Origin of the sequence: Pseudomonas sp. GM17, assembly GCF_000282175.2 — a bacterium.
In the GTDB taxonomy this organism is placed as follows: domain Bacteria; phylum Pseudomonadota; class Gammaproteobacteria; order Pseudomonadales; family Pseudomonadaceae; genus Aquipseudomonas; species Aquipseudomonas chlororaphis.
Genome location: NZ_CP124732.1, coordinates 4,989,348 through 5,001,929, shown reverse-complemented (window position 1 = coordinate 5,001,929; position 12,582 = coordinate 4,989,348). Strand labels below are relative to the sequence as shown.

Annotated in this window: 13 protein-coding genes; 9 read left to right on the top strand and 4 right to left on the bottom strand. The window is 62.1% G+C overall.

Going from position 1 to position 12,582, the window contains the following annotated elements; translation table 11 throughout:
• Nucleotides 1-36 precede the first annotated feature (36 nt).
• Both PMI20_RS22215 and PMI20_RS22210 read right to left on the bottom strand, forming a co-directional pair.
• Nucleotides 37-741, bottom strand: coding sequence for a YoaK family protein (locus tag PMI20_RS22215; protein WP_007929242.1), 705 nt, complete (start codon nucleotides 739-741; stop codon nucleotides 37-39).
• 51 nt (nucleotides 742-792) lie between these two features.
• On the bottom strand, nucleotides 793-1,125 hold the full coding sequence (locus tag PMI20_RS22210) for a DUF6388 family protein (RefSeq protein ID WP_007929243.1): 333 nt from the start codon (nucleotides 1,123-1,125) through the stop codon (nucleotides 793-795).
• A 281-nt stretch (nucleotides 1,126-1,406) separates the two neighbouring features.
• Here PMI20_RS22210 and PMI20_RS22205 point away from each other — a divergent pair, with 281 nt between their 5' ends.
• Nucleotides 1,407-1,655 carry a DUF1652 domain-containing protein gene (locus tag PMI20_RS22205; RefSeq protein WP_007929245.1) on the top strand — a complete coding sequence of 83 codons (249 nt, stop codon included), beginning with the start codon at nucleotides 1,407-1,409 and terminating at the stop codon, nucleotides 1,653-1,655.
• Between the two features lie 78 nt (nucleotides 1,656-1,733).
• On the opposite strand, the gene PMI20_RS22200 is transcribed toward PMI20_RS22205, so the two are convergent.
• On the bottom strand, nucleotides 1,734-1,967 hold the full coding sequence (locus tag PMI20_RS22200) for a DUF6555 family protein (protein WP_007929246.1): 234 nt from the start codon (nucleotides 1,965-1,967) through the stop codon (nucleotides 1,734-1,736).
• A 394-nt stretch (nucleotides 1,968-2,361) separates the two neighbouring features.
• Between PMI20_RS22200 and PMI20_RS22195 the strand changes: the two genes are divergently transcribed.
• From PMI20_RS22195 to PMI20_RS22185, 3 genes are all read left to right on the top strand, one after another.
• Entirely contained in the window at nucleotides 2,362-2,697 is a 336-nt protein-coding gene (locus PMI20_RS22195) for a hypothetical protein (protein ID WP_007929247.1), read from the top strand.
• Nucleotides 2,698-3,408: 711 nt separating this feature from the next.
• Entirely contained in the window at nucleotides 3,409-5,055 is a 1,647-nt protein-coding gene (mqo, locus tag PMI20_RS22190) for a malate dehydrogenase (quinone) (protein ID WP_007929249.1), read from the top strand.
• Nucleotides 5,056-5,564: 509 nt separating this feature from the next.
• On the top strand, nucleotides 5,565-6,686 hold the full coding sequence (locus PMI20_RS22185; RefSeq protein ID WP_007929250.1) for a CaiB/BaiF CoA transferase family protein: 1,122 nt from the start codon (nucleotides 5,565-5,567) through the stop codon (nucleotides 6,684-6,686).
• 81 nt (nucleotides 6,687-6,767) lie between these two features.
• On the opposite strand, the gene PMI20_RS22180 is transcribed toward PMI20_RS22185, so the two are convergent.
• Nucleotides 6,768-7,781, bottom strand: a complete 1,014-nt coding sequence (locus tag PMI20_RS22180; protein ID WP_007929251.1) for an AraC family transcriptional regulator — start codon at nucleotides 7,779-7,781, stop codon at nucleotides 6,768-6,770.
• Nucleotides 7,782-7,894: 113 nt separating this feature from the next.
• Between PMI20_RS22180 and PMI20_RS22175 the strand changes: the two genes are divergently transcribed.
• The 5 genes from PMI20_RS22175 to PMI20_RS22155 all read left to right on the top strand — a co-directional run bounded on the left by PMI20_RS22175 (nucleotide 7,895) and on the right by PMI20_RS22155 (nucleotide 12,581).
• The gene (locus tag PMI20_RS22175) at nucleotides 7,895-9,079 is read left to right on the top strand and encodes a lipid-transfer protein (RefSeq protein WP_007929252.1); all 1,185 of its coding nucleotides are present in this window, start codon (nucleotides 7,895-7,897) and stop codon (nucleotides 9,077-9,079) included.
• A gap of 10 nt (nucleotides 9,080-9,089) precedes the next feature.
• On the top strand, nucleotides 9,090-9,530 hold the full coding sequence (locus tag PMI20_RS22170) for a MaoC family dehydratase N-terminal domain-containing protein (RefSeq protein ID WP_007929253.1): 441 nt from the start codon (nucleotides 9,090-9,092) through the stop codon (nucleotides 9,528-9,530).
• Nucleotides 9,531-9,542: 12 nt separating this feature from the next.
• The gene (locus tag PMI20_RS22165) at nucleotides 9,543-9,965 is read left to right on the top strand and encodes a MaoC family dehydratase (protein WP_007929254.1); all 423 of its coding nucleotides are present in this window, start codon (nucleotides 9,543-9,545) and stop codon (nucleotides 9,963-9,965) included.
• A gap of 33 nt (nucleotides 9,966-9,998) precedes the next feature.
• Nucleotides 9,999-10,832, top strand: a complete 834-nt coding sequence (locus PMI20_RS22160) for an SDR family NAD(P)-dependent oxidoreductase (RefSeq protein ID WP_007929255.1) — start codon at nucleotides 9,999-10,001, stop codon at nucleotides 10,830-10,832.
• Nucleotides 10,833-11,147: 315 nt separating this feature from the next.
• The gene (locus tag PMI20_RS22155; protein ID WP_007929256.1) at nucleotides 11,148-12,581 is read left to right on the top strand and encodes a coniferyl aldehyde dehydrogenase; all 1,434 of its coding nucleotides are present in this window, start codon (nucleotides 11,148-11,150) and stop codon (nucleotides 12,579-12,581) included.
• The last annotated feature ends 1 nt before the right edge of the window (nucleotide 12,582 follow it).

Sequence of the window (12,582 nt, the reverse complement as noted above, 5' to 3'; positions counted from 1 at the left end):
ATGATAAAGCTTTATGCCGGGCCCGGCGAAGTGGCTTTAGCGCGGCATATAGCCCAGCTGCCAGCGATGGGGGATCTTCAGCGACAACAGCCCCAGCAGCGCCGACAGCAGGCCGCTGACGAACAGGGCCGCGAGGCCCAGATGCTGCTCCAGAACGGCGCCCAGCACGGCGCCGGCGAACATGCCGCTCCAGGGCACCAGCTGGATGCGCCAGCCATTGCGCCGCTCGCCGAGCATCCAGCGGCCCAGGCCGCGGCCAAAGCGCGACAGGGCGCCGGTGACATAGGTCAGGCCCACGGGCAGCCCGTTCACTTCCTCGACGGCAGCATTGAGCATGCCCATGGCGATGATCGCGGCCAGCACCGCCGGTAGCTGTTGTTCAAACGGCCAGGCGGCTGCCGCGCACAGCAGCGTGGCAATGCACAACAGCAGCGGCAAGGCCCGGCGGCCGCTCAAGCGGCTGACGACGATGCCCAGGGCGTTGCCGGCGATGAAGGTGACGACCAGCAGCACCAGATGCAGGGTCAGGGCCAGGTCGGCATCGCTGATGGCGACGGCCAGGCGCGTGGTGTTGCCGCTCATGAAGGAGACGAAGTCCCCGGTGGCCATGAAGCCGATGGCGTCGGTCATGCCGGCCAGCACCGACAGGCTGGCGACCAGGCACAGGCCTATGCGGCCGCGCCATTTCTGGCGCCGCAGCAGCTCCGGGTTACTGCGAAGGCTGGTGGAAGAGGGCAGCATCAGCGTTGACTCATGGTGACAATGATCCTTTATCGAAGGCCCGAGCTGTGCTCAACCGCGTGGCAGGCCGTGTAGCTCGCAATACTCGCTCCAGGGAATGCCGGCCATTTCCGCCACTTCCCGGTGCACTTCGAGCCGCCGCGCGGCGAATTCTTCCGCGCTCTGCACGGTCAACTGCAGGCTCAGTTCCCAGGCAAACAGACCCTGGCGTTCCGCCTCGGCCTCGAAGGCTTCGTGCAGTTGCTCCGCGCGGTATTGCTCCTGGGTTTCGCCCCTGGCCTGGGCGGCCAAGGGATTGAGGTGATCGAGTGCTTCACGAAGCTCCGGGCGCGCTGCGAGAAACTTTTGCAGGGCCACTTCATGCGGGTGTTCGGGGGCGGCCATCGGCGATCCTGGATGGGGTTGAAGGAAGTCGTTTCGGATTTGGGAGGTGCGAAAGCCCAGCGACCATAACGCCTGGCCGGTCCAGCGTCAAAATGCTCCCGGGTGGAGTTGCCGCGACGGAAGGTCAGGGCCGTGCTCGCACCGTGCCACTGAGCGGATTGGCCAGGTAAAAATGCGTGCTGGATAACACTTCCAGTGAATGCCTGGGTATGAGCCCCGTTCTTGTGACCTACTCTCAACGGGCACTCTCTCCAAATGGCGCCGCCAAGGAGGAATTTCTCATGCTCTCGATGGACGAGCTTCGCCAGATCCTGGAGTCCGGTTTCCTGCCGCTTTCCTGCACTTGCACCGTCAATCCCGACGGCTCCCTGGCAATCAAGGTTTTCGAGCCGCAAAGCGGACGGATCGATCTGTTCATTACCGGGGTATCGACCGAGCATCTCACCAGTGTTCGCTCGGCGGCCAATTTCGTCGGTGAGTTGCGGATTGAAATCAGGGCGGGGCGTCGGGCATTTGCCGGCGGTTTCTAGTCGTTGTGCAAGTGGATTATCGGGCAGGTTGAGCGCTTCCTTGCGCCAGTGTCGGACGTCTGAGTTGTGCGGGGAGGGCTAGTTTTCAGACAACTCTCTCCAGTTCGCCAGCGTGACGCCGCTGCGCTCGGCGAATATCTGCATGGTGCGGTAGGTCCCGCCGCAGGGGGTGTCGTGGGTAATCAGGCACCCGGAATGCAGAAAGGCCAGATACCAGGTGTCGCTGTCGCTCAATCGCGCGCCCTGGTAAGTGAAGGTTCTTTGCGAACCTGCGAAACAGTAGCGAATTTCGAAAGTCTTGATGCTGTTCATCGCCGCGTCCTTTGGGCTGTGTTGGGTGGTGGCGATTCAAGATTATTCCCAAAAGGACGCGTTGACTTGCACCACTCATCCGAACTGCATGGACAGTCGCCGTTCGTTCCTCAAATGCCTCGCGGCATTCTCCTGTATCCCAAACGCCGCTGGCTGAAACCGCCCTCAATGGGTGTCATGTTACGCCAGGCAGCGGGCGTTTTCCGTCAATCGAGGCCTTTGTGGACAAACTGTCATTTGCCTGTCCGGGACGTGATGGGGTTAACGTTTTTTTGACCGGTATCGGGTGATGATCGCGGGGCGGGAATACCGTTCGGCGAAAGAAGCAAGTGTTTCTAACGATAAGCCCGGGCAAGTGATACATTTCTCGATTTTTTAGGGATGAGGAAGACATATGCGAGTTTGGCTAGGCGCGTCGCTGATGGGACTGTTGGCCGGGTGTTCGTTACCCACGGCTTTGGCACCGGGCAAGCCGAATGTCAGTGAGCTGACTGGCAAAACGCCGAAAGATTACGCGCAGTGTGTCCTGCCGGCCTGGCAGCGCGAGACGCCCAGGAGCACCCAGTCCGATATCTCCAACGGCTATCGGATCACCGCTCCTGGCAGCCTGGCATCGGATGAGATCGTGGAAGTGGTGAAATCGAAGAACGGCAGCCTGGTCTCGCTCTACCAGGGAACACCCTGGGCCAAGTCCGCGGTGCTGAAAAAGGCCGTGCATGATTGCCTGTAGGCCGCTTCATGCCTTCTGTGAAGGGCTTGTCAAAGTGACAGCCCGTTGCTGTTGAATCGCGCGTTCCTGCCCACAAAAAAAGCCCTGACTAATCAGGGCTTTTTTTGTGCCGGGTATTCGCCGGGTCTTGTCCGGGCCTCACCTTGCTCGCATCCAGGCGAACTCTTGAATTATCAAGGTACTTTTCTGCATAAAAACAGGACAAATCTGACAGTTTTTTTGACGGCTTTATCCGTCCAGTAGACAATGGCGCGTTAGCCACCACCCATGATGGCCATTATGTCCGTTTTCAGCAGGAGGGCTGCCAGGGTTGGGGGCGATCCCTGTATGCGATACCCGTGGCCTTGCCGCTGTCAGGCGGTGATCGAGGGCGTTGGCAGCAGGTCGATCGTAGTACCGGGTGTTGTTGACTCACTCCTTTGGTTACACCCGACTAGTCTCTCTATGGGAATGTGGATTTAGCGGGCGTTTCGGACCGTCGATCGACGCTGTCCGAAGGCGTCCCAACAAAATAGTGTCACTCAAGTAGCTGAAGCCAATAGCGAATAAGAAGTCAGCGCAGGAGCGACATATAAACTGAGGTCGACAGTGTCATGTCGGCCTTGTGTGCCCACCCTTCAGTTCTTCTGAGTGCGGGAACCCATGGCGGTGCCGGGGCGACTGATGATCGAGAATGGGGGGCGGATGGCGTTCTATCGTAGGAACTACTGTATGTTGAAAAAAGTGAACACGGCCCTGCTGGGCTTGGCGATGACGATGGGGCTCAGCTCCGCGTACGCCGCCGAGACCAAGAAAGTGGATGTGCTGCTCATCGGTGGCGGCATCATGAGTTCGACCCTGGGTGTCTGGCTCAATGAGCTGGAGCCGGGCTGGTCGATGGAAATGGTCGAGCGTCTCGACGGCGTTGCCGAAGAAAGCTCGAACGGCTGGAACAACGCCGGTACCGGTCACTCTGCCCTGGCGGAGCTGAACTACACCCCGGAAAACAAGGACGGCAAGGTCGAGATCGCCAAGGCCATCGAGATCAACGAAGCGTTCCAGATTTCCCGCCAGTTCTGGTCGTGGCAAGTCAAGAACAATGTCCTGAAGGACCCGCGTTCGTTCATCAACTCCACTCCGCACATGAGCTTCGTGTGGGGCGATGACAACATCAAGTTCCTGAAGAAGCGCTACGAAGCACTGCAGGCGAGCCCGCTGTTCGCCGGCATGCAGTACTCCGAAGACCCGGAGCAGATCAAGCAGTGGGTCCCGCTGATGATGCAAGGGCGCGATCCGAAGCAGAAGATCGCCGCCACCTGGTCGCCGCTCGGCACCGACGTGAACTTCGGCGAGATCACCCGTCAGTTCGTCGGCCACCTGAAAGCCCAGCCGAACTTCTCGCTCAAGCTGTCGAGCGAAGTGGAAGACATCAAGCGTAACGAAGATGGCTCCTGGCGCGTGGTGTACAAGAACCTGAAAGACGGTACCGAAACCCAGACCGACGCCAAGTTCGTGTTCATCGGCGCCGGCGGCGGTGCCCTGCACCTGCTGCAGAAGTCGGGCATCCCTGAAGCCCAGGAATATGCCGGTTTCCCTGTGGGCGGCTCGTTCCTGGTGACCGAGAACCCGGCGATCGCCGAGCAGCACCTGGCGAAGGCCTACGGCAAGGCGTCGGTCGGCGCTCCACCGATGTCGGTTCCGCACCTGGACACCCGCGTGCTGGACGGCAAGCGCGTGATCCTGTTTGGCCCGTTCGCGACCTTCTCCACCAAGTTCCTCAAGGAAGGTTCGTACCTCGACCTGCTGACCACTACCACCACTCACAACATCTGGCCCATGACCAAGGTCGGCATCAAGGAGTACCCGCTGGTCGAGTACCTCGCCGGCCAACTGATGCTGTCGGATGAAGATCGCCTGAATGCCCTGAAAGAGTACTTCCCTAACGCCAAGGCTGAAGACTGGCGTCTGTGGCAGGCCGGCCAGCGCGTGCAGATCATCAAGCGCGACGAGCAGCTGGGTGGCGTGCTGAAACTGGGCACCGAGATCGTCAGCGCCAAGGACGGCAGCATTGCCGGCCTGCTGGGTGCTTCGCCAGGTGCTTCGACCGCCGCGCCGATCATGCTCAGCGTGCTGGAGAAGGTCTTCAAGGACAAGGTCGCGACTCCGGCCTGGCAGGCGAAGCTGCACCAGATCGTGCCGAGCTACGGCACCCAGCTCAACGGCAGTCCTGAGCGTGTAGCTCAAGAGTGGGCCTACACCAGCGAAGTGCTGCAATTGACGCCTCCGCCAGCCATCGGCACCATCGCCGCACCTGCGCAACCTGCGGCTGAAAAGCCAAAGGCGCCAGCGAGCAACGCGTCGAGCGACATGGCCCTGTAATACCCGGTCGCGCCACGTCGGTGTTGCCACTACCCGGAACCGCGGTTTGCGGCCCAGGTTAAAAAAACGCCGCTCTCAGGAGCGGCGTTTTTGTTTGCGCAGAGTGGGGGCCGATGCGTTCCCGGCGCTACGTCATTATGGCCAGGCCAGGACGTCTGATATCAGGATAAGACCCATTAAGGTCCACCCTCACAGAGGGATGTCTTGGCCTTGGCATTTTCCGGATGCCGTCGCTGCCCGGCCTGAGATCGCTGAGCGCCTGTGTCACGCCTTCCCGCGCGTGCCGGTCAATGTGCGGCAGGACGCCAGGTCCGGTGACATAAGCCTGGTTGCAGGGGCGGCGAGGTTTAATGCAACAGGATCGGGATGTTCGGCTATTTGCTGTTCCTCGCCCGCCCCATAGGCTTTCCTCTCGTAACGATACGTGCTCTGCCCACGAGCCAAAGGCGGGAGGGCGGTGCCGGCAAGATCACCAAGAACGTGTCGTGATTCTTGATGGGGGAAAAGTGATGGGACCACTGGCTGGACTTAAAATCGTCGAGTTCGAAGGGATAGGCCCGGGGCCGTTGGCGGGGATGCTGCTCGCCGACATGGGCGCCGAAGTCACGGTGGTCGCCCGCAAGGGGGGCGTCGCTCTGGCGAAACAGCTGGGGGGCGACGTCGGCCTGGATATCCTCCAGCGCGGCAAGCACCGGATGGTCATCGATCTCAAGCAGCCGGAAGGCGTCGCGCTGGCCCTGGACCTGCTGGCCCAGGCCGACGCCCTGATCGAGGGCAACCGCCCTGGCGTGATGGAGCGCCTTGGGCTGGGGCCCGAGCAATGCCTGGCGAAGAACCCGCGCCTGATCTACGGTCGCTTGACCGGCTGGGGGCAGGACGGCCCTCTGGCTCAGACCGCCGGGCATGATCTGAATTATCTCGCGCTGACCGGCCTGCTCGGGCTGACGGGTGGCCGCAGTGTGCCGCCACGTCCTCCGGCGACTTTGGCGGGGGATGCCATCGGAGCACTTGGCATGGCCTTTGGCATCGTTTCGGCGGTGTTCGAGGCACGTAATTCCGGCAAGGGGCAGGTGGTCGATACCGCAATCGTCGATATGGTTGCCGTGCTCGGTTCGATTGCCCATTTCATCCATGCCGCAGGGCAGATCGGTGGCCCGCGCCCCAGTGCGTTCTACGACTCGCCGTTCTACGATCTGTTCCAGTGCGCCGACGGCGAATGGATCTCCTTGGCGCCGCTGGAGCCGCAGTTCTACGCGGAGCTGGTGGGGCGGCTGGAGTTGGCCGATGTCTTGCCCGCAGCGCAGTACGATCTTGTGCATTGGCCAGCGCTGAAGGAGCGCCTGACCCTGCTGTTCGGCAGCCAGCCGCGTGCCCACTGGTGCGCCCTGCTCGAAGGCAGCGATGCATGTTTCGCTCCCGTGCTTTCGCCCAGTGAAGCCGCCGTCCATCCACACAATGTCGCGCGTGGGATTTTCCAGGTCGAGCCGGTCATTCAGGCCAATCCGGCGCCGCGCTTCTCGCGAACGCCCGGCACGGTCCGTCATGTCGACAGTCGGGAGCCGGCGCCGCTGCTGGCCACTGTGGCAGCGCAACGGCTGGAGCGATTGCGTCAGGCGGGTGTACTGGCCTGAGGCTTCTGCGCCGTCTCTTCCAGGGAAAGGGCACCGTGAAAAGAACAAGTCCGCTCGAGGAGCGGGCTTGTTATCAGGCCATCAGCAGCCCTTGCGAACCTGTCCCGGGGTCAGTCCGGTCCAGCGCTTGAATGCGCGCTGGAAGCTGGCGCTGTCGGCGAAGCCGAGTTCCTCGGCCAGCGCCGGGGTGGAGAGCGTACTGGTTTTCAGGCGGTAGGTCGCCCAGTCGCGACGCAGGCTCTCGCGGATGTTCTGGAACGAGGAACCTTCCTGGGACAGGTGGCGCTGCAGCGAACTTGCCGAGCAGTGCAGGGCGGTACTGGTCTGCTCCAGGTCGGGCCAAATGGAGTGGCGTGCGCGCTCTTCCCGCAAATAGGCGCGCACCCGGTCGCTGACGCGGGTGGGTATGGCCGGCACCAGCAGGTCGAGCAGCGCCTTGTCCAGGTAATCGTCCAGATGGGAGCTGTCCCGGCGCACCGGCGCTTGCAGGGCGACTGAATCGAAGCAGATGGTCGAGCAGGGCATACCGAAACGCAGCACGGTGGGGAAGAGTTTCCGGTAGGACCCGATGGACTCGGACTGCGCGAACGCCAGGTCGATCCCCACGGGGCGCAGATTGCCGCCTTCCAGCCAGGCCATGACGCGCCAGAGCAGGCGCAGCAGCAACACATGGGCGAATTGCCGGGACCGCACCTGCTCGCTGATGAAGTGCAACTCGACCCGCAGGTGACGCCCGTCGTCTACCAGCAGCGGGTTGAGGTCATCTTGCAGCAGCCGCAACGTATGGGTGAATTCGTGCAAGGCAGCGGCCAGGGTGTTGCCTGTGAGGGCCGAACGCATCATCAGCAGGAAGCTGCCGCGACGCAGCTTGCGCGAGAACAGCGCGACACCTTCGTCATCCAGCCCTTTGATGGTCTTGCGCAGCAATGTGACGTACTGGTCGACGGTGACATGGTGCTCAAGGTCCTGGGGCTGCTGTGGGTCGATGCCCGCGTCGCGCAGGAAACCCTCGATCTCGTAACCCCGCTCACGGGCAGCGGCGAGCAGGGAAGAGACAAAGATGGAAGCGAAGACGACAGGGGTTGGATTCGACATTGGTGGATTCTGCAAGACATTTGCGGCGCCACGACATTGGCGGTTTTTGGGATGGCCATAACATTAAGCCTACAAAGCCACACCTTGTCGCCACTTAAATCAGGAACGACGCTATGAGCCGCAATGTCTATGTGATCGGGGTCGGCATGATCCCTTTCGTCAAGCCGGGCGCCAACGCTCCCTATCCGCAAATGGCAGCCACCGCCCTGCGTGCCGCGTTGGCCGATGCCGGCGTGGGCTACCCGCAGGTTGAACAGGCCTATGTCGGCTACGTCTATGGCGACTCCACCTCAGGCCAGCGCGCACTGTACGAAGTGGGCATGAGCGGGATCCCGGTGATCAACGTCAACAACAACTGCTCCACGGGTTCCAGCGCGTTGTTCCTGGCCAACCAGGCCGTTCGCAGCGGGTCGGCGGAGTGCGCCCTGGCGCTGGGCTTCGAACAGATGAGCCCAGGGGCGCTGGGCACGCTGTTCGATGACCGGCCCAGCCCTTTCGAACACTTCGATCGGACCACCGGTGAGCTGGTCGGGCAGGCCAACGTCCCGATGGCGCTGCGCTATTTCGGTGGTGCCGGTCAGGCACACATGCAGGCGTTCGGCACCCGCCTGGAAACCTTTGCCAAGATCCGCGCCAAGGCCAGCCGCCACGCCGCCAACAACCCGATGGCGCTGTTTCGCAATGTGCTCAGCGTCGAGGACGTCATGAACTCACCGGTGGTCTGGCCCGGCGTAATGACCCGATTGATGGCCTGCCCGCCGACCTGTGGTGCCGGTGCGGCGATCCTCTGCTCGGAGGACTTCCTCAAGCGTCACGGCCTGAAGGGAACCGTGCGGATTCGTGCGCAGTCCATGACCACCGATACGCCGAAGACCTTCGCTGCGCATGACATGCGTGAAGTCGTCGGTTTCAGCATGGCCAGGACTGCCGCGCAGAAAGCCTACGAGGTGGCCGGAGTCGGTCCGCAAGACATCCAGGTGGTCGAACTGCACGATTGCTTCGCCCACAACGAGTTGCTCAGCTACGAGGCCCTGGGCCTTTGCCCGATCGGTGGGGCAGAGCGTTTCGTCGAGGACGGCGACAACACCTATGGCGGCAAGTTTGTCACCAACCCCTCCGGTGGGCTGCTCTCCAAGGGGCATCCACTGGGCGCCACCGGCTTGGCCCAGTGCACCGAGCTGGTCCAGCAACTGCGTGGCCAGTGCGGCCCGCGTCAAGTGGAGGGCGCGCGTCTGGCCCTGCAGCACAACCTGGGGCTGGGCGGCGCATGCGTCGTCACCCTCTACGAAAAAGTCTGAGGAGCCACAGATGATCGACAAGAAGTGGATCGGCCATGAACTGGCTGCCACCACGCTAATGCTCGAACGTGGGCGCCTGCGCGCTTTCGCCCGGGCCATTGGTGAAACCGACCCGCTGTATACCGACCTCGCTGCCGCCCGGGCTGCCGGCCATGCCGACCTGCTGGTGCCGCCGACCTTCCTGTTCGGCGCCGAGCTGGATGCCGGCACCCTGGACTGCATGCTGGCGGACCTGGATATCCCGATTGCGAAGATTCTCCATGGCGAACAGAGCTTCGATTACCACAAGCCGGTGTGCGCTGGCGAAACGGTCACCGTGAAATCGCGAATCGCCGATATTTTCGAGAAAAAGAACGGTGCCCTGGAGTTCCTGGTCAAGACCTCGCACATCCACAACGACAACGCTGAGTTGGTCGCCGAGTCGCGCACCGTGCTTGTGGTTCGCCACTGAGGAGTTCCAGTCATGAATAACGCATTGCAAAACGCGCAGGTCGACGACCTGCTGCCCACGCTGACGCTGGCAGCGGTCGACCGCGTCACGCTGGCGCTGTTCGGTTGTGCCTCGGGCGATCTCAATCCGATCCATCTCGATGTGGACTTCGCCCGCAAGGCCGGCATGCCGGACGTGTTCGCCCACGGCATGCTGAGTATGGCCTGGCTCGGTCGTCTGTTGACCAACTGGGCTCCACAAAGCCGGTTGCGCAGTTTCGGCGTGCGCTTCCAGGGCCTCACTCATCTGGGCAACGTCATCACCTGCCAGGGCAGGGTGAGCGAGATTGTCGAAGTCAATGGCGAACGTTGCGCCAGGGTCGAGGTGTCCACGAGCAACCAGTACGGCCAGATCAAGATCGTAGGCGACGCGTTGATCGCCATAGCCATCGGTTAAGCACATTTTCCAAACTTTTCGCAGGATAGACAGATGAGCAAGAAACTCGAAGGTAAAGTCGCCTTGATTACCGGTTCCGGTCGTGGCATCGGCCGCGCCATTGCCTTGAAGCTGGCCGACGATGGTGCCCGGGTAGTGGTCAACGACCTGGACGCCGGTCCGGCGCAGGAAGTGGTGGAGGCTATCCAGGCCATCGGCGGCGAAGCTGTCGCCTGTGTCGGCAGCGTTTGCGCGCCGGACTTCGCCGAGCGTTTCGTCGGTACGGCGGTCGAGCACTACAAGGGGCTGGACATCATCGTCAATAACGCGGGCTACACCTGGGACAGCGTCATCCAGAAAATGACCGATGAGCAGTGGTACGCCATGCTCGATGTGCACCTCACCGCTCCCTTTCGCATTCTGCGCGCGGCGCAGCCGGTCATCCGCAATCTGGTCAAGGCCGAGCAGGAGGCCGGGGTTCGCACGATGCGCAAGGTGGTCAACATCTCCTCCGTCGCCGGCCTGTTCGGTAACGCCGGGCAAGCCAACTACGCCACTGCCAAGGCCGGGATCACCGGCATGACCATGACCCTGGCCAAGGAATGGGGGCGCCTGAACACCACCGTCAACTGCGTGGCCTACGGTTTTATCAAGACCCGCCTGACCGAGGCCAGCGCCGACGGCAACGCCACCGCCGAGATCGAAGGCCGCGAGATCAAGGTCGGCATCAACCCCGACCTGATGAGCATGCTCGAGCGCAGCATTCCGCTGGGGCGCGCCGGTACCCCGGAGGAAGCCGCCGGCTCGGTGTACCTGTTCTGCATCCCTGAGTCCGACTACGTCAGCGGCCAGACGCTGATCTGCAGTGGCGGCCTGACCGGGATGTAGGCGCACCAGAGCGTTGCGCTACGAGAAGAGCTCCAACTGGGAAGGCAAGCAGGTGGATATGCAGCTTGAAGCGAAGAGGCGACTACCGAACGCACAGCGATGAATCGAATGCCGCCTTCCAGGGCGGCATTCTGGTTTTCCAGGCGCCGGTTTTCTTGGACGCGGCCGACGGCGGTGAGGCTCAATGCAATAGCTTTGGGGCTTACGGCTATTTGCAGCCAGTTGCCTCGGTCATACGCTGTTCTCTCGCAACGATACCCGGGTGTCGGTACGCCCGAGCAGTGTTGGCAGTCTTCAAATGAGGGGACCCGAAGCATGATCCATGAGACGGCCGCCCAGCGTGTGGCCCGTGTATTCGATACTCAGCGTGAGACTTTCCGCGCTCGGACACAGCCCTCGCTGGCCGAGCGAAAGGCCAGGCTACGTGCGCTGCGGACCCAGTTACAGCGTTATCAGGACGCCATAGTCGCCGCGATGAGCGCCGATTTCGGCCACCGTTCTGCGGTCGACACCAAGTTCCTGGATCTGATGGGCTGCATTCTGCATATCAACCATACCCTCAGGCATCTGCGTGGCTGGATGAAGCCGAGCCCACGCCGCACGGAGCTGCTGTTCAAAGGCAATCAATTGTCGGTGGAGTACCAGGCCAAGGGCGTGGTGGGCGTCATTTCGGCCTGGAATTTCCCGATTTACATCGCTGTCGCCGGGTTGGTCACTGCACTTGCTGCCGGCAATCGGGTGATGCTCAAGATGTCCGAGTTCAACCCGCACACCAACGATGTCCTGAAGCGCCTGCTGGCGGAGATATTCGACGAGCAGGAAGTGGCCCTGGTCGGCGGCGAGCTCGAAGACCCCGGTTTCTTTTCCTCGCTGCCGTTCGATCACATCATCTTCACCGGATCTCCCGGGGTAGGGCGGCTGGTGATGCGGGCCGCCGCGGCCAACCTGACGCCGGTGACCCTGGAACTGGGCGGCAAGTCACCCGCCGTGGTGCTGGCCGACTACGACCTGGCCGATGCCGCACGGCGTATCGTGCATGGCAAGGGCACCAACTGCGGGCAGATATGCATTGCGCCGGACTACGTTCTGCTGCCACGGCGTGACGTGGAAGGGTTTGTCGACGAGTTGCATGCCCAGTTCCAGGCGCTGTATGGCGCACGGCCGGCGCTTAACGATGACTACAGCTCGATCATCGACGAACGCCAGTTCCAGCGCCTGCAGGGGCTGCTTGACGATGCGCGGTCCAAGGGGGCCGAGGTCAGGGTGTGTGGCGAAATCGTCCCGGGCCGCAAGATGCCGCTGCACGTGCTGACCCGGGTGACGCCCGAGATGCGAGTGATGCAGGAGGAGATCTTCGGTCCGTTGCTGCCGGTGCTGGGCTATGACGACCTGGCCGAGGCCATTGCCCACATCAATGGCGGACAACGTCCCTTGGCGCTGTACATCTTCTCCACCGACAGGACGAACGTCGACCGGCTGCTCAGGCACACCCATTCCGGCGGGGTCACCATCAACGATTGGGGATGGCATGCCCTCAATCATGGAGCGCCGTTCGGCGGCGTAGGAAATTCCGGCATGGGCAACTACCACGCCGAGGAAGGGTTTCGCGAGCTCAGCCATGCGCGCACTGTGTTCAAACGGCGTACCTGGTTTCCCACCCACCTGTTCCATCCGCCCTATGGAGGCCGGCTTCAGAGCCTGGCGCTGAGGTTGTACCTGGGCAGGGCGGATTCGAATGTGAAGTCTTAAG